Annotated in this window: 16 protein-coding genes; 9 read left to right on the top strand and 7 right to left on the bottom strand. The window is 80.4% G+C overall.

Annotated features, from left to right (window positions below; genetic code table 11):
- Window positions 1-152 precede the first annotated feature (152 nt).
- Window positions 153-1,082 (top strand): phosphotransferase, encoded by a 930-nt coding sequence (locus Q0789_RS12320; RefSeq protein ID WP_298805610.1) that lies wholly within the window; start codon window positions 153-155, stop codon window positions 1,080-1,082.
- A 146-nt stretch (window positions 1,083-1,228) separates the two neighbouring features.
- On the top strand, window positions 1,229-2,026 hold the full coding sequence (locus tag Q0789_RS12315; protein ID WP_298805607.1) for an endonuclease/exonuclease/phosphatase family protein: 798 nt from the start codon (window positions 1,229-1,231) through the stop codon (window positions 2,024-2,026).
- A gap of 42 nt (window positions 2,027-2,068) precedes the next feature.
- Here Q0789_RS12315 and Q0789_RS12310 read toward each other — a convergent pair whose 3' ends face one another.
- From Q0789_RS12310 to Q0789_RS12290, 5 genes are all read right to left on the bottom strand, one after another.
- Window positions 2,069-5,548, bottom strand: a complete 3,480-nt coding sequence (locus Q0789_RS12310) for an ATP-dependent DNA helicase (protein WP_298805605.1) — start codon at window positions 5,546-5,548, stop codon at window positions 2,069-2,071.
- Complete coding sequence (locus Q0789_RS12305) at window positions 5,545-9,039, bottom strand: UrvD/REP family ATP-dependent DNA helicase (protein ID WP_298805602.1); 3,495 nt, start codon at window positions 9,037-9,039, stop codon at window positions 5,545-5,547. Before Q0789_RS12305 ends, Q0789_RS12310 begins: the two co-directional genes overlap by 4 nt.
- A 105-nt stretch (window positions 9,040-9,144) precedes the next feature.
- Window positions 9,145-9,462 (bottom strand): MGMT family protein, encoded by a 318-nt coding sequence (locus Q0789_RS12300; protein WP_363326097.1) that lies wholly within the window; start codon window positions 9,460-9,462, stop codon window positions 9,145-9,147.
- Between the two features lie 84 nt (window positions 9,463-9,546).
- Window positions 9,547-10,731, bottom strand: a complete 1,185-nt coding sequence (moeB, locus tag Q0789_RS12295) for a molybdopterin-synthase adenylyltransferase MoeB (protein WP_298805599.1) — start codon at window positions 10,729-10,731, stop codon at window positions 9,547-9,549.
- Window positions 10,728-11,576, bottom strand: coding sequence for a DUF3152 domain-containing protein (locus Q0789_RS12290; RefSeq protein WP_298805597.1), 849 nt, complete (start codon window positions 11,574-11,576; stop codon window positions 10,728-10,730). The genes moeB and Q0789_RS12290 overlap by 4 nt, the downstream gene beginning before the upstream one ends.
- An 89-nt stretch (window positions 11,577-11,665) precedes the next feature.
- Here Q0789_RS12290 and Q0789_RS12285 point away from each other — a divergent pair, with 89 nt between their 5' ends.
- From Q0789_RS12285 to Q0789_RS12260, 6 genes are all read left to right on the top strand, one after another.
- The gene (locus Q0789_RS12285; RefSeq protein WP_298805595.1) at window positions 11,666-12,334 is read left to right on the top strand and encodes a TetR/AcrR family transcriptional regulator; all 669 of its coding nucleotides are present in this window, start codon (window positions 11,666-11,668) and stop codon (window positions 12,332-12,334) included.
- Between the two features lie 219 nt (window positions 12,335-12,553).
- Window positions 12,554-12,781, top strand: coding sequence for a DUF3107 domain-containing protein (locus tag Q0789_RS12280; RefSeq protein ID WP_298805593.1), 228 nt, complete (start codon window positions 12,554-12,556; stop codon window positions 12,779-12,781).
- Between the two features lie 190 nt (window positions 12,782-12,971).
- Window positions 12,972-13,244 (top strand): GlsB/YeaQ/YmgE family stress response membrane protein, encoded by a 273-nt coding sequence (locus Q0789_RS12275; protein WP_171204238.1) that lies wholly within the window; start codon window positions 12,972-12,974, stop codon window positions 13,242-13,244.
- 263 nt (window positions 13,245-13,507) lie between these two features.
- Window positions 13,508-15,376 carry a DEAD/DEAH box helicase gene (locus tag Q0789_RS12270; protein WP_298805590.1) on the top strand — a complete coding sequence of 623 codons (1,869 nt, stop codon included), beginning with the start codon at window positions 13,508-13,510 and terminating at the stop codon, window positions 15,374-15,376.
- A gap of 61 nt (window positions 15,377-15,437) precedes the next feature.
- Window positions 15,438-15,848, top strand: coding sequence for an ATP-binding protein (locus Q0789_RS12265; protein WP_298805588.1), 411 nt, complete (start codon window positions 15,438-15,440; stop codon window positions 15,846-15,848).
- Complete coding sequence (locus Q0789_RS12260) at window positions 15,845-16,789, top strand: oxygenase MpaB family protein (protein ID WP_298805586.1); 945 nt, start codon at window positions 15,845-15,847, stop codon at window positions 16,787-16,789. The genes Q0789_RS12265 and Q0789_RS12260 overlap by 4 nt, the downstream gene beginning before the upstream one ends.
- Before the next feature lie 18 nt (window positions 16,790-16,807).
- On the opposite strand, the gene Q0789_RS12255 is transcribed toward Q0789_RS12260, so the two are convergent.
- Both Q0789_RS12255 and Q0789_RS12250 read right to left on the bottom strand, forming a co-directional pair.
- Window positions 16,808-17,650 (bottom strand): PHP domain-containing protein, encoded by an 843-nt coding sequence (locus Q0789_RS12255; protein WP_298805584.1) that lies wholly within the window; start codon window positions 17,648-17,650, stop codon window positions 16,808-16,810.
- Window positions 17,651-17,848: 198 nt separating this feature from the next.
- Complete coding sequence (locus Q0789_RS12250; protein WP_298805581.1) at window positions 17,849-19,060, bottom strand: DUF2332 domain-containing protein; 1,212 nt, start codon at window positions 19,058-19,060, stop codon at window positions 17,849-17,851.
- A gap of 133 nt (window positions 19,061-19,193) precedes the next feature.
- On the opposite strand from Q0789_RS12250, the gene Q0789_RS12245 reads away from it, so the two are divergent.
- Window positions 19,194-20,876, top strand: a complete 1,683-nt coding sequence (locus tag Q0789_RS12245; RefSeq protein ID WP_298805579.1) for an aminopeptidase P family protein — start codon at window positions 19,194-19,196, stop codon at window positions 20,874-20,876.
- Window positions 20,877-21,013 lie beyond the last annotated feature (137 nt).

Here is a 21,013-nt window from a genome sequence, read left to right as displayed (position 1 = left end):
CCCGCCACCGTAGGCGCGCCCGCGCGTCGGGCGAGCGGGCCACCTGCGCCCGCCGGGGCCGCTCCCGCCGCCCGCGCGCCCCGCCGCACAGCCACCCGCACGGGGAGCCGCGCCGCGCGTGCGGGAGCGCCGCGGGCGTCTACCGTGTGCCGGTGCCCCGCTCCCCCCTCGTGCTCGCGGCCCTCGCCAGCGCCGCCGTCCCCGGGCTCGTGGTCTCCGGAGCCCGCCGCGCGGGCGTCGAGGACGGCGTGGGCGAGGAGGTGGACGCGGCCGTCGTGGCCGACGACGCGGGCGCCGAGTGGGTCGTGCGCGCGCCCGTCGACGCCAGCTCCGGCCTCCTGCTCGAGCAGGAGGGGGCGCTGCTCCGGCGCCTGCGCGCCCTCGAGCCCGACGCCCTCCCCTTCGCGGTGCCGGACCCGGCGGGCAGCGCCGCCCTCAAGGGCGGCGGCCGCGCGGTCGTCCACCGCCGCCTGCCGGGGCGGCCCCTGCACCCGGGCGACCTGCACCCCGGGCCCGGCCTCTCCTCCTCCCTCGGCACCGCGCTGGGGCGCCTCCACGACCTGCCGGCCTCTCTCGCCGAGGAGGTCGGCCTGCCCGGCTACACCGCCGAGGAGCACCGCGAGCGCCGCCTCGTCGAGCTCGACCGCGCCGCCAGCACGGGGCAGGTGCCGCCGGGCCTGCTCAGCCGGTGGGAGAAGGCGACCGAGGACGTGGGCCGCTGGCGCTTCTCCCCGTGCCTGCTGCACGGGGACCTGACGCCCGAGCGGGTCCTCGCCGACGGCCGCGACGTCACGGGCGTCGTCGAGTGGGGCGAGGCCCGCGTCGGCGACCCCGCCGACGACCTGGCGTGGGTCGCCGTCGGCGCCGACACCGACGCGCTCGACACCGTCCTCGAGGCCTACGCCGTCGCCCGCCACGAGCAGCCCGACCGGCACCTGCCGGTGCGGGCGCAGCTGTCCGGCGAGGTGGCCCTCGTGCGCTGGCTCCTCCACGGCGTCCGGACCGACGACGCGTCCGTCGTCGACGACGCCGTCCAGATGCTGCGCGACCTGGACTCGGACGTGGGGGGCGAGGCGCTCTGAGGCTCCGCGTCGCCACGGCCAACATCGCCTCCGGCCGCGGGCCGGGCACGGCTCCGCCCCTCGCTCCGCCGGCCCCCTCCTCGGGCGACCCCGCCGAGGACGGCAGCTCCCCGTCGGGCGCGTCCGACCCCACCCGACCGAGCCACGTGCGCGACGCCGACGCCCTGGGGGCGGCCCTGGCCGCCCTCGGCGACGTCGCCCCGGACGTCCTCGCCGTGCAGGAGCTCGACGTCGGCGCCGAGCGCTCCGGCGGCGTCCACCAGCCGTCCGTCGTCGCCCGGGCCCTGGCCGCCGCGGGCGGCGACGTCGACTGGCGCTTCGCCCCCACCGTCCTCGGGGTCCCCGGCTCCGGCGCCGAGCAGCTGCCCGTCGCCGGGCGCCTCGAGGACCCGCGCTGGCCCGAGGACGACCGCCCCCGCTACGGCACGGCCCTGCTCGTGCGCCGCCCGGTGCGCCGCTGGAGCGCCCTGCCCCTGCGCGCCGGCGGCCTGCCCCTCCCGCTGCCCGTGCGGCACCCGACGACCGACCGCCCCGGGCTCCTCGTCGTGCGAGACGAGCCCCGCGTCGCCGTGGCGGCCGAGCTCGACGGCGTCACGGTGGTCGCGGCCCACCTGTCCTTCGCGCCCCCGGTCGGCCTGCGGCAGCTGCGCGCCGTGCGCGCCTGGGCGGCCTCCCTGCCGGGGCCCGTGCTGCTCGTCGGCGACCTCAACCTGCCCGGCTCGCTGCCCGCGCGCGTCCTGCGCGCCCGCGCGCTCGTCACCCGGCCCACCTACCCGCTGCCCGAGCCCACCCGGCAGCTCGACCACGTCCTCGCGCTGCCGCCCGCCGGCGACCGGCGCGACCACCCCTTGCTGCCCTGGCGCACGGACGAGGTCGACCTCGCGCTCGGCGTCGGCGACCACCGCCCCCTGTGCGTGGACCTCGAGGTGCCCGCGCGCGGCTGACGCGACGCGCGCCCACCACGGACGGGGAGCGGCCCCGGCCCCTCAGGCCTCCGCCGGCAGCACGGCCGCCGAGCGCAGGACGGCGACGAGCGCCGCCTCGTCCAGGCCCTCGACCGGGCGCACCGTGGTGCCCGTGGCCGCGTAGAAGAAGGCCGCGGACACCTGGTCGAGGGGCACGTCGGCGACGCGCGACCAGGCCAGGCGGTACACGGCGAGCTGCACGGCCGCCGCGGCCGCGTCCTCCGCCGCGGGCGGGCGGCCGGTCTTCCAGTCCACGACCTCGTACCCGCCCGACGGCGTCCGGAAGACGGCGTCCAGGCGTCCGCGCAGCACCGTGCCGTCCACCGGCGTCTCCACCGCCACCTCGACCGCGACGGGCGTGCGCGACGCCCACTCCGACGCCTCGAACCTCGCCTGCAGCGCCGGCAGCGCGGCGTCGTCGGCCGCCCCCTCGTCCTGGGCGCCCGGCAGGTCGTCGAGCTCGACGAGGGGCGCCGCGCCCCAGCGCTGCTCCAGCCAGGCGTGGAAGGCCGTGCCCCGCCGGGCGGCCCGCGCCGGCGGCGAGGGCACCGGACGGCGCACGGCCAGCGCCAGGGCCGCCGGGTCGCGGGCCAGCGCGACGAGCCGCGAGGCGGACAGGTGCGGGGGCAGCTCGACGTCGCGCACGGGCCGGCGCGACGCCGCGCGCTCGGCGAGGAGGAGGTCGACCTCCCGCGTCCACTCGGTGGCGGGAGCCGGCCCCCCGGCGCGCGCCGCCGCCCGCACGGCCGCGGCGGCCTCCCGCAGGACGGCGGGCGGGCCGGCCGGGTCGGGCCACGGCGCCGTGGCGCGCTCGGGCGGCGGAGCGCCGTCACCGGCCTCCGCGGCGGCGCGCTCGACCTCCTCGAGCACGTCGGCCCCGAGCGCGGCCGCCACCTCGAGGAGGAAGCGCGACGGGCGCACCGGCGTCGACCGGCCCGGCGTCCACGACGCCCCCGACAGGAGGAGCAGCCGCCGCGCGCGCGTCAGCGCCACGTAGGCCAGACGCCGCTCCTCGGCGACGGCGTGGGCGCCGCACTCCTCCTTGAACGCCGCGGTCAGCGCCGTGAGGTCGGCCAGCGAGGTCGCCGTCCGCCAGGCCCAGCGCGGCAGGGACGGCGCGTCCCCCCGCAGCTCGTACGGCAGGGCGTCCAGCCCGACGAGCCACCCCGAGGCCGTGTCCGCGGGCGCGCCGGCGCCGGCGGCGCGGCCCCCGCCGGCGCGGCTGGGGAAGGTGCCCTCGGCCAGCCCCGGGACGGCGACGACGTCCCACTCGAGGCCCTTCGCGGCGTGCACCGTGAGCACCTGGACGGCCGTGCGGCTCGGCTCGACCTCGTCGGGCTCGCCCACCGGGTCGTCCTCCTCCGCCTGCTCCAGGCCGCGCTCGCGGGCCGCGGCGGCGTCGACCCACGCGAGGAAGCCCCCGAGGGAGGCGCCGCGGGCCGCGTCGGCGAAGGCGGCCGCGACCTCGACGAAGGCGTCCAGCTGGGCGCGCGCCGCCGACGGCGCCGCGCCGGGGGCGGCGGCCAGCTCGACGTCGAGGGCGGCGGCGCGCACGACGTCCGCCACGAGGTCGGGCAGGGGCTGGCCGGCCCGGGCGCGCAGGCCCGCCAGCTCGCGCGCGAGCCGGACGAGCCGGCGGTGGCCCTCCGGCGACAGCCCGTGCCGCCCGCGCCCGTCGGGACGGTCGTCGGCGAGCGACGCCAGCGCCTCGACGAGGCCGCCGGCCTCCGACGGCTCCGGGTGGTCCCGACGGGCCGGCCCGGTCGCCGCTCCCGCCGGCTCCCCCGTCGCCGCCTCCGGCGCCGCAGCCGCCGCGCCCCCCTCGACCGGGTCGCGCACCTCCCCGGCCGGCGCGGGGGCGGGGACGCCGGTGGCGTCCGCCGCCAGGCTGCGGGCCCAGCGGCCGAGCGCCCGCAGGTCGCGCGGCCCGAGGCGCCAGCGCGGGCCCGTGAGCAGGCGGGCGAGGGCGTCGCCGCGGCCGGGGTCGTGGAGGACGCGCAGCACGGCCAGCACGTCGAGCACCTCGGGCCGCTCCAGGAGCCCGCCCATGCCGACGACCTCGACGGGCAGCCCCTCCGCGCGCAGCGCCTGCTCGACGGCGGGGATCTGGGCCCGGCGGCGGCACAGCACCGCGGCGGTGGGCCGCGGCCCGTCGGCGCGCCACTCGCGCGCGACGGCGGCGGCCAGGGCGCTCGCCTCGTCGTCCGCCGTGCCGGACCAGCGGACGCGGACCTCCCCCTCCCCGGCGCCCGGGCGCGCGCCGAGGGGCGGGACCGCCGCGCCGCCGTCCCGCAGCGGGGCCGAGACGGCGTTGGCCGCCACGAGCACCGTCCGGTCGTTGCGCCAGCTCGTCGACAGGTGCAGCACGCGCGAGCGAGCTCCTCCCGCCCGGGGGAAGTGCTCGGGGAAGCGCTCGAGGGCGCCGGCGCTCGCGCCGCGGAACCCGTAGATCGACTGGTGCGGGTCCCCGACCGCCGTGACCGGGTGGCCGCCGCCGAAGAGGCTGCGCAGCAGCTCGAGCTGGGCGTGGCTCGTGTCCTGGTACTCGTCGAGGAGCACGACGCCGTACCGGGCGCGCTCGGCGGCGCCCACGGCCGGGGCGCGCGCCGCGGCGAGCGCGGCGAGGCGCACCTGGTCGCCGAAGTCCAGGGCCTCGGCGGCGGCCTTGCGCTCGGCGTAGGCGTGCAGCAGCGGCACGAGCGCGCGACGGGCGCGCAGCGCCCCGACCGCCTTCCCCAGGGGCGAGGACGGCGTCGGCCGCGCGGGCGCCCCGCCCGCCTCGTCCTTCGGCAGCCGGCCCACCCGCTCGAGGACCTCGCCCAGGGCGTCGTCGAGCTCGTCGGGCTCGACGAGGTGCTCGGCGCTCTCGGCGGCCAGGGAGAGCACGCCCTGGACCACCGTGGAGACGGCGGAGTCCACGTTCGGCAGGTCCCCCGTCCACCGCTCGACGACCTCGGAGGCCAGCTGCCAGGCCGCCGCCTCGCCGAGCACGCGCGCGCCCGGCTCGACCCCGACCCGCAGGCCGTGCTCGGCGAGGACGCCGGCCGCGTAGGAGTGGTAGGTGGCCACGACCGGCTCGCCGTCCGGGACCACCGGCGCCGAGGCGTCGCCGGCGGCCTCCAGCGCCGCCCGCAGGGCCCGCAGCCGCAGGCGGACGCGCTCGGCCAGCTCGCCCGCGGCCTTGCGCGTGAAGGTCAGCCCGAGGACGCGGTCGGGCGCCACGGCCCCGGACACGACGAGCTGCACGACGCGGGCGGCCATCGTCTCCGTCTTGCCCGACCCGGCGCCCGCGACGACGAGCAGCGGCTCGGGGGGCGCCTCGACGACGGCGCGCTGCTCCGGGGTGGGCGGGTGGCGGCGCAGGAGCCGCGCCACCTCCAGCGCGTCGGGGACCCGCGGCGCCGGCGCCGGGCCCGGGCCCGGCAGGTCCAGGCCCAGCTGCTCGCCCACGGCGCCTGCCGCGGCGGCAGCCCCTCCTCGCGGCGTCCCGGCGCCGCTCACCGGCCCACCTGCCGGCCCTCGGCGCGCACGGGGCACGAGGTGCGGACGGGGCAGGTGCGGCACTGGGGGCCGTCCTGGGCGGGGAAGACGGCCCCGGCCATCCCCTCGGCCGTGCGCTCGACGAGCGCCCGGGCCCAGCCCGGGTCCTCGGCCGCCTCGAGCGGGGCCTGGGCCTGCTCGAGGGCCTTGCCGCGCGTCGGGGCGACGTTGACGAGGCGCGCGCCCCCGCTGCGCGACCCGCCCGCGCCCGACCCGCGCTCCCCCGACCCCTGCTCCACCGACCCGTCCTCCCCCGACCCGTCCTCCCCCGGCCGGGCGACGGCGGCGAAGGCGCCCGCCTCGACGGCCGCCTGGTACGCGCCGAGCTGGGGGTGCTCGGCCAGCTCCGCCTTCGCCGCGGCCGAGCCCGTCTTGAGGTCGACGACGACGAGGCGGCCCTGCGCGTCGCGCTCGAGCCGGTCGACCCGGCCCGTGAGCAGCGCCCGGCCGACGGCCACCCGCACCTCGACCTCCGTGCCGAGCAGCTCGCGGCCGCCCGAGGTGGCGAGGTAGGGGGCCAGGTTGTCGAGCATCCGCTCCGCCCGGGCGCGCTCGCGCCGACCGGCCCAGGTGGCCGGCACCCCGAGCTCGTGCCAGCGGCGGTCGAGCTCGGCGCCGAGCGCGGCGCGGTCGGCGTCCGGCGCGGTGGCCGCGAGGTCGTGCACCAGCGTCCCGACGCCCGCCGACGACGACTCCTGCGCGACGGCGCCCGACGCCTCGAGCACCCAGCGCAGCGGGCAGGCGCCGTGCTGCTCGACCTTCGACGGCGACACGGGCACCGGCTCGTCGCCGGGGTGCAGGGGCCCGGGATCGCTGAGCGGCGCCAGCCCGTACCAGTCGTCGGGGTCGGCCCCGGGCACGCCCGCCGCGGCGAGGCGCGCGAGCTCGGCGGCCGCGCCGGCTCGCCGCTCCTCGTCGACGGCCCGGCCCGATCCGTCGCGGCCGCCGTCGGGCGTGGTGAGCACCTGGCGGAGCTCGGCCACGAGCGCGGGCAGCGAGACCTGGCGGGGCACGCGCGTGCGCTCCTCCACCTCGCCGTCGGCCTCGCCGCCGGGCCGGGCCGGGGGCGGCGGCACCACGACGTCGAGGAAGGGCGAGGGGCGCAGGTCGCCGTCCGCGACGGCCGTGCAGACCAGCCGCCGACGGGCCCGCGAGACGGCGACGTGGAGCAGGCGGCGCTCGTCGGCCAGCACCTGGGCCCGGGCCCCGGCGCTGCGCGCCCCGCCGTCGCCGCGCCCCGCGAGGAGGTCGACGAGCGCCTGCGCGCCGAGCAGCCCGTCGCGCACGCGCGTGTCGGGCCAGACGCCGTCCTGCAGGCCCGCCACGACGACGAGGTCCCACTCCCCGCCCGCCGCGGCCTGCGGCGTGAGCAGGGCGACGCTGCCGCCCGCCGGCGCGCGCTCGGCGAGGGTGTCCTGCGGGAGGTCCTGCCCCGCGAGCTGGGCCAGCAGCGCCCGCGGCCCGCGCACGACGGCGGAGTCGGCGAAGCGGGCCACGGCCTCGAAGAGCGCGACGACGGCGTCGAGGTCGCGGTCGGCCCGGCGCCCGGCGGCTCCCCCGGCCAGCGCCTGCTCGCGCCAGCGCGGCCCGAGGCCGCTGGCCGACCAGAGGGCCCACAGCACCTCCTCGGCGTCGCCCGGGTCGCCGCCGCTCGCGCGCGGGGGCGCGTCCGCCCCGCTCGTGCAGCACCCCTCCCCCGGCGACGTCGACGCCGCCGCCGCGGGGGGCGGGAGGGCCGCGACGGCCGCCCGCAGCACGCGCAGGACCGCGGCGGCGGGCGCGACGTCGCGGTCGTCCTCGGCGAGGGCCCGGGCCGCGGCGGGCCCGGCCTCGTCGGCGAGGAGGGCGACGAGCAGCTCGTCGCTGCTGCGGGGCGGCGCGTCGGGGGCGGCCTCGCGCTCCAGCGCCCGGAGCCGCCGGCGCAGGCGCCGCAGGGAGACCGGGTCGGCCCCGCCCAGGGGCGAGGTGAGCAGGGCGACCGCCGCGTCGGCGTCGAGGTGCTCGCGGGTGCCGGCCCGCAGGTCGAGCGCGACGGCCAGCGCGAGCAGCAGCGGGCGCACCGCGGGCTCGTCGCGCACGGGCAGGCCCGGCCCGGCGTCCCCGACCGGGACGCCGGCGCCCGAGAGCGCCCGCCGCAGGCCGCCCGTGCGCCCGGCGCTGCGGACGACGACCGCCATCCGGTCCCAGGCCAGCCCGCCCAGCAGGTGCGCCTCGCGCAGCACGTGGGCGACGTAGGCGCCCTCCGCGGCGACGGAGGCGAGGACGGCGCGGGACACCGCGGGCGGCTCCTCGCGCCCGTCCTCCCCCGGCGCGCCGGGGGAGGGCTCCGGCGCGGCGCCGGGCGGGGGGCCGGCGGTCGCGCGGCGCTGGGCCACCAGGCCCGCGCTGGGGACGCCGTCGGCCACCCGGCGCACCGCGGCGGCCAGCGCGGGGCCGCACCGGTGCCGGGTGCCGAGGACGACGACGCGCGAGCGGGACGCGAGCTCCGCGAGGTGGGCCGGGTCGGCCCCGCGGAAGGACTGGGTGGTGGAGTCCGGGTCCCCCGTGACCACGAGGTCGGGCGCCGTGCCGGAGGGGCTCAGCGCGTCGAGGAGGCGGGCCACGGCGGCGCCGGCCTCGTGGTGGTCGTCCACGCCGACGAGGCTCCAGCGCGCCCGCTCCGCGTCGGCCACCTCCTCGTCCTCCTCGAGGAGGCGGGCCGCGGCGTCGACGAGCGCCGAGGGGTCGTGGGCGCCCCCGCCGCGCAGGGCCGCCACCTCCTCGTACTCCGCGAGGACGGAGGCCGCGGCGACCCACTCGGGGCGGTCGGCGGAGCGCCCGAGGTCGGCGAGCTCCCCCGCCGTGGTGCCCCGCTCGAGGCAGCGCATGAGCAGGTCCCGCAGCTCGTCGCGCAGGCCGCGCAGGCCCGTGCCCGACGGGCCCAGCGCGGGCAGCACGCCGGCGGGCCAGCCGGGGCGGTGCCCCCGGCCGGCGGCGTGCCCGGAGAGGAGGTCGGCGATGACCCTGTCCTGCTCCGGCCCCGACACGAGCCGCGGCGCGGGCTCGCCGCGGGAGAGCGCCGTGCGGCGCAGCAGGGAGAAGGCGTAGGCGTGCCAGCTGCGGGCGGCGGGCTCGACGGCCGTGCGGCGCAGGCGCTCCCCGACCCGGTCGCGCAGGGAGGCCGCCGCCAGGCGGCCGGGCGCGAGGAGCAGCAGCGCCCCCGGGTCGGCCCCGTGCTGCTCGACGCGGGCGGCGACGAGGTCGACGAGGGAGGTGGTGCGGCCCGTGCCGGGCGCGCCGAGGACGACGAGCCGCCCGGCGCCGGGCGGCCAGGCGACGACGGCCCGCTGCTGCGCGTCGTCCACCGGGAGGGCGCGCAAGGGTCGGGGGCGGCGGACCAGGCGCACCGCGCCGGACGCCCCCGGGCGCCCGCGCCCCGCCGGCGCCGCCCCGCTGCGCTGCTCGTCCACCACGTCGCCACCCAAGCACGCGCCCCCGACAGCGCGGGGCGACCTCGGGAGCGGCCCGTGCCGCCGCGCCGTCCGCCGGTGGTGGGGCGGGCCGGGGCGGGCCGGGCCTCAGCCCGCGGCGCCGTCCCACCCCGCGGCGTCCCAGCGGGCCCGCTCGAGGTCCACGGCGCCGCCCGGGCGCCGGGGCGTGCCCTCGCGCTCGTGCTCGCGGGCGGCCCGTGGGACGAGCGGGTCGTGCAGGGTGCCGTCGGCGCGGACCACGCGCCACCAGGCCACCTCGGCGCCGTGGAGCGCCATCGTGCGCCCCACCGACCTCGCGGCGCCGCTGCCGAGCAGCTCCGCCACGTCGCCGTAGGTGAGGACGCGCCCGGGCGGCACCTGCTCGACGAGGTCGAGGACGGCGCGCGTCCACTCCTCCCCCCGCAGCCGGCGCCCGGCCGGCCGACCTCCCGGGGGCGGGTGCCCAGAGGGCGGGCGCCGGGGGGCGCCGTCCGCCGGCGGGCCGACCACCTACCGCTCCAGCCAGGCGGTGACGCCGCCGCGCAGGTGCAGCACCCGCGCGAAGCCGGCGTCCTGCAGCTGCTCGGCCGCCAGCAGCGACCGCACGCCCGTGGAGCACACGACGACCACGGGCGCCCACGCGTCCAGGTCGGCCAGCGCGCCGCCCTCCTCCAGGGCCGCCGGTCGCCGGCCCGGCGCGGCGAGCACCTCGTGCAGGTCCACGCGGACGCCGCCGGGCACGGGCGCGGCGGCCCGCTCGGCCTCGCCGCGGACGTCCACCACGGCCGCGCCCGAGGCCAGGAGGGCGTCGAGGTCCTCGGGGGCCACCTCGGGGACGCCGGGGCGGTCGGCGGCGACGACCTGCCCGTGGTCCCCGCGCCGCCGCCCCTCCTCGGGCGCTGCGGCCGCGGCGGCGTCGCGACCGCCGGCCCGCAGGGGCAGCTCCCGCCACGACATCGCCAGGGCGTCGAGGACGACGACGCGCCCGACGAGCGGGCGGCCCGTGCCGGTGAGGAGCTTGACGGCCTCGGCCGCCATGACCGAGCCGACGACGCCGCACACCGCCCCGAGCACGCCCGCCTCCTGGCACGAGGCCACGGAGCCGGTCGGCGGCGGGGCGGGGAAGAGGTCGCGGTAGGTCGGCCCGCGGCCGGGCCAGAAGACGCTGACCTGGCCGTCCCAGCGCAGCACCGACCCCCACACCTCCGGCACGCCGGCCGCCGCGCAGGCGTCGGCGACGAGGTAGCGGGTCGGGAAGTTGTCGGCGCCGTCGACGACGAGGTCGTACCCGCGCACGAGCTCGGCCGCCTCGTCGGGGTCCGCGAGCCGGCGCCCGTGCTCGACGACCCCCACGCCCGGGTCGAGGGCGCGGACGGCGTCCGCGGCGCTCGCCGTCTTGGGCCGCCCGACGTCCGCCGCCCCGTGGAGCACCTGGCGCTGGAGGTTGGAGGTGCTGACGACGTCGTCGTCGACGACGCCGAGCGTCCCGACGCCCGCGGCCGCGAGGTAGCTCACGACGGGAGAGCCGAGGCCGCCCGCCCCGACGACGAGCACCCGCGCCGCGGCGAGGCGCCGCTGGCCCTCCTCCCCCAGCTCGGCGAGGACGAGGTGGCGGGCCGCCCGCCGGCGGCGCTCGGCGCCGAGCGGCGGTCCGGGCGCGACGAGCGGCGGGAAGGGCCCGCTCGTCGCGCTCACGGGTGCGGCCACGGCTGGGGCGCGCACCCGTCCAACCCCTTCGTCTGCTGGAGCATGACGGGCGCGGGCTCGCCCGGGCCGGCGCACGGCTCGTGGCCGTGGCCGAGGAAGTGGCCCACCTCGTGGGAGACGAGGTAGCGCCGGTAGCCCTCCCGGTCCTCGCCGTACGCCTCGGCGCCGCCCGCCCAGCGGTACCACGTGAGCACCGCGCGCTCGCCGTCCCGGCACGACAGCACCCCGCCCGTCCGCAGGGGGGCGCACAGCTCGTCGGTGAGGCGGGGGCTCGCGAGGACGACCGTGACGTCGGCCGCGGGCGAGCCGGCCGCGTCGTCGGTGCGGGCGAAGGCCCAGCCGTCGGGACCCCAGCCGCGGGGGTCCTGCAGCACGTCCATGACGGTGCCCGCGACCGCGGCCCCGTCGGCCGGCAGGCCCTCCTCGACCTGGACGCGCACCTGCACCACCGGCCCGTCCCCGCCGCCCTCGGCCGCGGGCGCGGTGCCGGGCACGGTGACGAGCCGGCCCGTCCCCGCGTCGGGCACCTCCGCCGAGAGGACCCCCGCGCGCTCGTCGGCCCCCGCCGGGCGCACCTCCTCCGCGGGGACGCCGGGCCGGGCGTCCGGCGGGGCCTCGCCGTCCGGGCCGCCGGACGCGCCGGCCACCCTCGCGCCGGTGGCTTCCGGCGTGGAGGGCGGCGGCAGCGCGGAGGACGCCGGGGCCGCCGCCCCCGGATCGCCCCGGTCCTCGTCGCCGCCGCCTGCGAGGGCCAGCGCCGTGCCGATCGCCAGGACGCCGACGCCGCCGGCGAGCACCTGGCGGCGGCGGCGGACGACCCTCCTGCTCACCACCCGGCGCAGCCTACGATCGGCGGCTGCCGGGGCCGGGCAGGCCCGCCGACGAGCGCACCGACCGACGACGCCCGCCCCGAGGAGGAGCCGTGGACCGCCTCCCGGACGACACCGACGGCACCCCGGACGGCGCTGCGGGCGCGCCGGCGGCCGGACCCGCGACGGCCCCGGCGCGCCTCGGCCGTGCCGCCCGGCGCGCGCAGCTGCTGCGCGCCGCCCAGCGCGTCTTCGCCCGGGCCGGCTACCACGGCAGCGGCATGGACGCGATCGCCGAGCGCGCCGGCATCACCAAGCCGGTGCTCTACCGGCACTTCCCCGGCAAGCGGGACCTCTACCTCGCCGTCGTCGACCGGGCCTGCGCCGACCTCGAGGCCGCGGTGCGCGCGGCCCTGGCCGGGACGGACGACAACCGGGTCCGCGTCGCGGCGACGATCGGCGCCTACTTCGCCTTCGTCGACGAGGACGACGGCGCGCGCCTCGTCTTCGAGTCCGACCTCACGAGCGACCCCGCGGTGCGCGAGCGGCTCGACGCGCTCGAGTCCGCGTGCGCCGCCGCGATCGCCGACGTCGTCGCCGCCGACACCGGCCTGCCGCGCGCCAGCGCCCACGTGCTGTCCGTCGCGCTGGCCGGCAGCGCCCAGGTCGCCGCGCGCTCGTGGGTGGCCGCCGGGCGCGAGGTCCCGCGCGAGGAGGCCGCCGCGCTCATCTCCTCCCTCGTCTGGCGCGGCCTGCGGGGCCTGCCCCGCCAGGAGCGCTGAGGGCCCGAGCCCCTCGCGCCCCGCACCCGGCCCGCCCGGCGCCCCGTCCGCCCTGACGGCCCGCCCCACCACGGCACCGGCTGCGCCGCTGGCGAACAGCGCGGCCCGGGGGCGGCCCGCCGGGCGCGCCGGGGCTAGGTTCGCCGCAGGCGGGCCCCCGCGGCGCCGAGCGCCGGGGAGCCGTCCGCGGCCCGCCACCCGACCCAGAGGAGAGCAGCTGTGGAGATCCGCATCGGCGTGCAGAACGTGGCGCGGGAGATCGTCCTGGAGTCGTCGCAGTCGGCCGACGAGGTGCGCAGCGCGGTCGACGCCGCCCTGTCCGGCTCGGCGGCGGTCCTGGACCTCGTCGACGAGCGCGGCCGCCGCGTCGTCGTGCCGTCCGGCGTGCTCGGCTACGTGGAGGTCGCGGCCGAGAGCCCCCGCCGGGTCGGCTTCGGCTCCTCCTGAGCGCGACCCGCACCGCCGTCGGCGGGGCCCGGTGACGACCCGACCGGGTGGTCAGCGGGCCCGGCCCGTCGCCGCCCGCGATCTCGACGCGCGGGTGCGGTGCGCCTCTGGCACGGTGTGATCACCAGACGTCACCACCGGCCCGACCGGGCCTTCGACCGGTGACGTCACCTCACGGAGAGGCACCGCCATGACCGTCAGCGGCATCATCAGCGCCATCATCGTCGGGCTCATCGTCGGGGCCCTCGCCCGGCTCGTGCTGCCGGGCAAGCAGAACATCAGCATCCTGCTGACGATCCTCATCGGCCTCGTCGCCGCCTTCATCGGCGGCTTCATCGGCAACGCGATCACGGGCGGTGACGACGGCTTCTCCATCATCACCCTGATCATCCAGGTCGTCCTCGCCGTCATCGGCGTGGCGATCGTGGGCGGCACCAGCGGTCGCAAGAGCGTCCGCCGCTGACCGACGCACCGCCGCCGAAGGCCGTCACCCGCCCGGGTGGCGGCCTTCGGCGCGTCCGGGCCGGGTGCCGCGCGGCCGCGCGGACGTCGCGCGCGCCCGGGGGCGAGCCGCTCGTGGTTACCATGGACGGGAACACGCCTACGCCCGGTCGTCAAGAGCGATCGGCCGCCACCCCCCCGGCGCGAGAGGCCCGTGTGGTGCGGAGCGCCCGAGCGCCCGGCCCGCGTGCGGCCCCGCCCGACGACCCGAAGGCCTCCTCCCCCATGTCCGCAGAGACCGCAGAGACCACCACCGGCGCGCCCGCCGACGTCGAGGACGTCGCCGTCGAGACCCTCGAGGCGCCCGCGCCCGAGGCCGCCGCCCTCGTCCCCACCTTCGTCGAGCACGGCGTCCAGCAGGCCATCGCCGACGCGCTCGCCGCCAAGGGCATCGAGCGCCCCTTCCCCATCCAGGCGATGACGCTGCCCGTCGCGCTGTCCGGCCACGACATCATCGGCCAGGCGAAGACCGGCACCGGCAAGACCCTCGGCTTCGGCATCCCGGCGATCCAGCGCGCCGCCGGGCCGGGCGAGGAGGGCTTCGACGCCCTGGCCGAGCCGGGCGCGCCGCAGGCGCTCGTCGTCGTGCCCACCCGCGAGCTCGCCGTCCAGGTGTCCGGCGACCTCACCGCCGCCGCCGCGCGCCGCTCCGTGCGCGTCCTCACCATCTACGGCGGGCGGGCCTACGAGCCGCAGGTCGAGGCGCTCGAGAAGGGCGTCGAGATCGTCGTCGGGACCCCCGGCCGCCTCCTCGACCTGGCCGGCCAGGGGCACCTGCGCCTCGCCCACGCCCGCACCGTCGTCCTCGACGAGGCCGACGAGATGCTCGACCTCGGCTTCCTGCCCGACGTCGAGAAGCTCCTCGCCATGACGCCCGCCGGGCGCCAGACGATGCTCTTCTCCGCGACCATGCCGGGCCCGGTCGTCGCCCTGGCCCGGCGGTACATGACGCAGCCGACGCACATCCGGGCCAGCGAGCCCGACGACGCCGGCGCCGTCGTCAAGGCCATCCGCCAGGTCGTCTACCGCGCCCACGCGATGGACAAGGTCGAGGTGCTGGCGCGCATCCTGCAGGCCGAGGGCCGCGGGCTCACCATCGTCTTCGCCCGCACCAAGCGGACGGCGGCCAAGGTGGCCGACGACCTCGTGGAGCGCGGCTTCGCGGCGGGCGCGCTGCACGGCGACCTCGGCCAGGGGGCGCGCGAGCAGGCGCTGCGCGCGTTCCGCAGCGGCAAGGTGGACGTCCTCGTCGCGACCGACGTCGCCGCGCGCGGCATCGACGTCACCGACGTCACCCACGTCATCAACTACCAGTGCCCCGAGGACGACAAGACCTACGTGCACCGCATCGGCCGCACGGGCCGCGCGGGCCAGACGGGCATCGCCGTCACCTTCGTCGACTGGGACGACGTCCCGCGCTGGGGCCTCATCGACCGCACGCTCGGGCTCGGGCACCCGGAGCCGGTGGAGACCTACTCCACCTCCCCGCACCTCTTCTCCGACCTCGACATCCCCGAGGGCACGACCGGGCGGCTGCCCCGCAGCCGCCGCACGCGCGCGGGCCTCGCGGCCGAGGAGCTCGAGGACCTCGGCGAGACCGGCCGGGGCGGCCGGGGCGGCCCGCGCGAGCGCTCCCGCGAGGGGGGCCGCGACGAGAGGCCCCGCAGCGGCGGGCGCGGGGACGGCGGCCGTAGGGACGCCGAGCGCGGGGACGCCGAGCGCGGGAGCGGCGAGGGCGAGGGACGCCCGCGCCGCCGACGTCGCACCCGCGGCGACGACGACGCGGTGACGGCGGCCGCGCAGGCCCCCGCGGACGCGCCGTCGACCGGCCCCAGCACCTCCGACGGTGCGGGCGGCGGGAGCGCGGACGCGGACGGCACCCGGCGCCCGCGCCGGCGCCGCCGGGGTGGCCGCGGGGGCGCCACCGGCGGCCAGGGCCAGCCGCAGGGCCAGACCCAGGACCGGGGACCGAAGCAGGGGCAGGGGCGCGCCGAGGGCGGCGCCCCCGCGGCCCGCCAGACCGGTGGCGAGCTGCCCAGCGGCTCCCTCGCGAGCGGGCGCCGGCCGGGCGCCGACACGTCCACCGAGGGGTGACGGCGTGCCGACCGACCTCCCCGTCGACCGGGACACGGGTGCCGTAGGGCACAATCCCGGCGTGCAGCTGATCGCCGAGCTTGAGGCCGACACCGCCGAGGTGCCCCGGGCCCGGCAGCTGCTCGGTCGGGCCCTGCAGGCCTGGCAGCTCGACGAGGACGCGACCGACACGACCCTCCTGCTCGCCTCCGAGCTCGTGACCAACGCCGTCCGCCACGGGCGCCCGCCCGTCCACGTCCACGCCGAGGTCAGTGCGGGCGTGGTGCGGGTCGAGGTCGACGACGCGAGCCCGAGCCCGATCCGTCCGCAGGACCCGGACCTCGACGACCTCGGCGGCCGGGGCCTGCAGCTGGTCGAGATGCTGTCGTCGGCATGGGGCTCCCGCCTCCACGACAGGCGCCACCACGACGACGGCCGGCCCGTCAAGTGCGTCTGGTTCGAGCTCCGGGCGAGCGCACCTCTCGCCTCGTGACGCCGCGCGCCGCACGCGGGACCGGGCCGGGCGGGCCGGCGCGCCGCGGCGACGGCGCCGACCGGGACCCGGCGGCGGGCGATCCCGGCCTCTTCGGTCCCGACAGCGTCACCTGGCGCCTGCACGCGGACCCCGTGGCGGGGGTGGCCGGCCTGCGCGCCCTGCTGCTGCAGGCGCTGCACCCGCTCGCCATGGCGGGCGTCGACCAGCACTCGCGCTTCCGCGTGGACCCGTGGGGGCGGCTCACGACGACGGCGGACTTCGTCGCGACGACGACCTTCGGGTCGACGGCCGAGGCGACGGCGCTCGCGGCCCGCGTGCGCGGCGTTCACCGCCGCGTCCGGGGCACGGACCCCGAGACGGGCGAGGACTACGCCGCCTCCGACCCCGAGCTGCTCCGGTGGGTGCACTGCTGCCTCGTGGACAGCTTCCTCACCACGGCCGAGCGGGCGGGCGCCCCTCTCACGGCCGAGGACGGCGACGCCTACGTGCGCGAGCAGGTGCGGGCCGCCGAGCTCGTCGGCATCCCCGCCGACCGCGCCCCGGCGAACCGGGTCGAGCTGACCCGGGCGCTCGAGTCCTACCGGCCCGCGCTGCGCTCGAGCCCCGCGGCGCGCGACGCCGTCGCCCGCGTCGTCGCCCCGCCGATGCCGCTGGTCGTCGCCCTCGCCACGCCGGCCCTCCCCTTGTGGGCGTCCATGGCCGGCCTCGCGCTCGCCACGCTGCCGCCGTGGGCGCTGCGGCTGTACGCGGTGCCCCGCCCGGCCGTCCTCGCGCGCGCCTCGGACGCCGCGACGACGACGGCGCTGCGGGCCGTCCGGGCGGGCGTGGGCGGCCTGCAGGTCGTCGTCCCCGCGCTGCGGGAGCCACCGCCCCTGCGCGCCGCGCGCGAGCGCCTCGCCGCCGCCGGCCGCGACGCCGGGGAGCGCCTGCTCGCCTGACCGCCGCCGACCGGGCCCCTACGGCCGGACGACCTCGAGCGCGCCGAGGGCCTCGACGACCTCGAGGGCCGCCGGGCTCGTCGTGCGCTCGCCCAGCCGGTTGGCCTTCCCGGCGCCGTGGTAGTCGCTCGAGCCGGTCACGACGAGCCCCAGCGCGGCGGCCAGGTCCTCGAGCTCGCGCACGGCGCGCGCGTCGTGGTCGCGGTGGTGCGCCTCCAGCCCCACGAGGCCCGCGTCCGCGAGCTCCTCGACGACGGCGTCGGGCACGACCCGCCCGCGCAGCACGGCGCGCGGGTGGGCGAAGACCGGCACCCCGCCCGCCTCCCGGACCAGGCGCACCGCCTCCACCGCGTCGGGCGCCGCGTGGCCCACGAAGTACGGCGAGCGCGTCGACAGGACGGTGGCGAAGGCGTGCCCGCGGTCGCGGGCCAGACCCTTCGCGACGAGCGCGTCGGCGAGGTGCGGGCGCCCCACGGTGGCCTCGCCGTCGACCTGCTCGAGGACGTCCTCCCACGTGAGGGGCAGGTCGGCCGACAGGCGGTCCACCATGGCGCGGGCCCGGTGGAGCCGGGAGGCGCGCGAGCGGGCCAGCGCCGCCCGCAGGCCCGGGGCCGCCGGGTCGTGGAGGTAGGCGAGCAGGTGCACGCTCACCCCGCCGCTGTGGCAGGAGATCTCGACGCCGCGCACGAGCGCGGTCCCCGTGGCGAGCGAGGCGGCGACGGCCTCGTCCCACCCGGCCGTCGTGTCGTGGTCGGTGAGGGCCACGACGTCGAGGCCCGCGGCTGCCGCCGCGGCCACGACCTCGCCCGGCGGCTGGGTGCCGTCCGACGCGCTGGAGTGCGCGTGGAGGTCGATCGTCACCCCGGCAGCCTAGGTGGCGCCGGGCGAGCGCCCCGCCGCACCCGCGCCCGCCACCGCCGTCCGCCCGGGGCCGCGCGGCTCAGCCGGGAGGGCCCCACCGGACTCGGCCCGGAGGGCCCCAGCGGACTCAGCCCGGAGGGCCCCACCGGACTCAGCCCGGAGGGCCCCACCGGACTCAGCCCGGAGGCCCCACCGGACTCAGCCCGGAAGGCCCCACCGGACGGGGACCCCGTGCGGGGCGGCCTCGCCGAGCAGCCGCAGCCCGGCGCCCGCCGCGGCCGCCCGGGAGCCGGGGGGCGCGCCGTGGACGCGGGCCTCGACGCAGAACCGCTGGTGGCGCTCGCCCGGCAGGCGCCGCGGCTCGAGGGCCAGGAGCACCAGCGGCGCGGACGGCGAGGCGCGCCGCCCGAGCGCCTCCAGGTCCGCCTCCGCCGCGCGGCGCTCGGCGGGCGGCACGTACTGGCGCACCACGGACTGCCAGACGACGGTGACGGCGCCCTCGCGCAGCGCCAGCCCCCGGGCCAGGTCGCCGGCCCCCGCCCGGCGGACGGCCACCGGGTGCGCCGCGGCCAGCTCCAGGGCGCCGCGGAGCCGGTGCACGCGCTCGCGCTGCTCGGGCCAGACGAAGGAGAGCAGCCGCCGGGCGTCCCGCGGGTCGCCCGGGTCGAGGGGCGCCACGTCGACGCCGACGCGCTCGACGACGACGGCGCGGGGCGGGGCGTCGCCCCCGCCCGCCGCGCGCCACGGCGCCACGTCCCAGGCGCCCCCCAGCTGCACCGGCGAGCCGGGCGGGCCCCAGGCCCCGCCGTCGCGGGCCGTCATGCGCATCCGGTCGGCCTGCAGCAGCAGCCCCGCCGAGGAGCCGACGTCGTGCAGGCGCACGGGGACGTCGTCGTCCGCGCCCGCGACCCCCCGGCCCGCCCCCTCGGCGAGGACGTGGAGGAGGCCGCCCCACAGCGCCGCCGCGCGGCCCACCTCGTTGGTCTGCGGCGCGGCACCGAGGTCGGCCCGCAGCGCGTCCTCGTGGGCGGCCACGACCCCGGGCAGCAGCGCGGCGGCCCGCGCCGCGTCGCCCGGCCGCGGCCCCGGCGCGCCGTCGTCGCCCTCGTCGGCCGGGTAGGCCCGGGCCAGCTCCGGCGCGGCCCCCCGCAGCACCAGGCGGCCGAGGGCGCCGACGAGGCGCAGGGCCAGCGCCGAGGGACCGGGCTCGCCCTCCTGCCCGCGCAGGACGCGGGCCACCGGCCCGCCGCGCTCCGCGTCGTCGGCGGCGGCCTCGCAGAGCGCGGCCGTGAAGCGGGCCCCGAGGCCACGGCACGTCGCCGCCTGCTGCCGCAGGTGCTCGACGACGCCGTCCGCCAGCTCGCCCTCCGAGCCGCCCCGCGCACCCGCTCCGCCCGCACCGCTGACCACCGCCCCACGGTGCCACCCGGTGCGCCCTCCCGCGCAGCGCGGACGGAGAGCACCGCGCGCAGCGCTGACGACGACGCCGAGGGCAGCGCCGTCGCCCGCAGCCGCGGGCCGGCACCGGTGGCATCCTGGCGGCATGACGACGCCGACGACGCCGGCCCCCCGCACGTCCACCGCACCGGCCCAGCAGGCCCGCACCTCCCCCGGCGCGGACGCCCCGGCGACGGAGGGCGGCGCCCCGCTGCAGCCGCCGGCGCACCCCGGCGAGGGCGACTCCTCCTCCGAGGGCGAGGGCGGGGCCGCCCCCGACGACGTCGCCGCCCGGCAGGCCGCGCGCAGCCACCGCCAGCGCCCGACGTCCGAGGCGTTCCGCGCGCTCATGGCGTCCGGCTGGGCGGCCGCTCAGGAGGGCACCCCCGGGCGCGCGGCCGCCGCGCCCTTCGCGGCCGCCCGCCGCGCCGAGGTCTCGCGGATGTTCCCCGGCGAGCGCCTCGTGATCCCGGCGGGTCCGCTCAAGACCCGCTCCAACGACACGGACTACCGCTTCCGCGCCCACTCCGCCTTCGCCCACCTCACGGGCCTGGGCGGCGAGCGCGAGCCCGACGCCGTGCTCGTCCTCGACCCCCGCGCGTCGGAGGACGGCGCCCAGCGGGGAGAGGCCGGGCACGAGGGGCACGAGGCCGTCCTGCTCTTCCGCCCCCGCACGCCGCGCACGTCGGAGGAGTTCTTCGCCGACGCTCGCTACGGCGAGTTCTGGGTGGGCGCGCGCCCCTCGCTCGCCGACGCCGAGGCCGAGCTCGGGCTGACGTGCCGGGACGCGCGCGACCTCGACGACCTCCTCGCCGAGGGCGGTGCGCCCCTGCGCGTCGTCGCGGACGCCGACCCCGCGCTGACCGCCCGCGTCTCCGCCCTGCGCACGGCCGCCGGCACGGACCCGGCGGCCGCCGAGGTGGCCGACGACGAGCTCGTCGTCGCGCTGTCGGAGCTGCGGCTCGTCAAGGACGAGCACGAGGTCGAGCAGATGCGCCTGGCCGTGGCCGCCAGCGCCAGCGGTTTCGAGGACGTCGTGCGCTCGCTGCCGCGCGCCCTGGACCACGTGCGCGGCGAGCGGGTCGTCGAGAGCGCCTTCGCCGCCCGGGCCCGGGAGGACGGCAACGGGGTCGGCTACGAGACGATCGCCGCCGCCGGCGAGCACGCCTGCACCCTGCACTGGACCCGCAACGACGGGCCGGTGCGCCCCGGGCAGCTCGTGCTCCTCGACGCCGGGGTCGAGGTCGACAGCCTCTACACGGCCGACGTCACCCGGACCCTGCCGGTCGACGGCCGCTTCACCGAGCCGCAGCGCCGCGTCTACCAGGCGGTGCTGGACGCGGCGGACGCCTCCTTCGCCGTGGCCCGCCCGGGCTCGCGCTTCCGCGACCTCCACGAGGCGGCCATGCGCGTCATCGCGGCCCGTCTCGACGAGTGGGGCCTGCTCGCGGTGGACGCCGAGGAGGCCCTGTCGGCCGAGGGCGGCCAGCACCGCCGCTGGATGGTCCACGGCACCTCGCACCACCTGGGCCTCGACGTCCACGACTGCGCGCAGGCGCGGCGGGAGATGTACCTCGACGCGGTCCTCGAGCCCGGCATGGTCTTCACCATCGAGCCCGGGCTGTACTTCAAGAGCGACGACGAGCTCGTCCCCGAGGAGCTCCGGGGCATCGGCGTGCGCATCGAGGACGACGTCCTCGTCACGGCCGACGGCTGCGAGAACCTCTCCGCCGCCCTCCCGCGCGACCCGGGCGCCGTGGAGGAGTGGATGGCCTCGCTCCGGGGCTGAGCGTCTCGCCCGGGCCCGGCGCCGGGCACGGACGGAGGCACGCAGGGGGACGCACGAGGGGCGGGGCACCGGACGTCGTCCGGTGCCCCGCCCCGCGTGCGGTACCCGCCCCACCAGGCTTCCCCGCCCCACGAGCT

Origin of the sequence: uncultured Pseudokineococcus sp. (genome assembly GCF_947499845.1) — a bacterium.
In the GTDB taxonomy this organism is placed as follows: domain Bacteria; phylum Actinomycetota; class Actinomycetes; order Actinomycetales; family Quadrisphaeraceae; genus Pseudokineococcus.
Note: the sequence above shows the minus strand (reverse complement) of the source record. Positions and strands in the feature narration are given on the sequence as shown.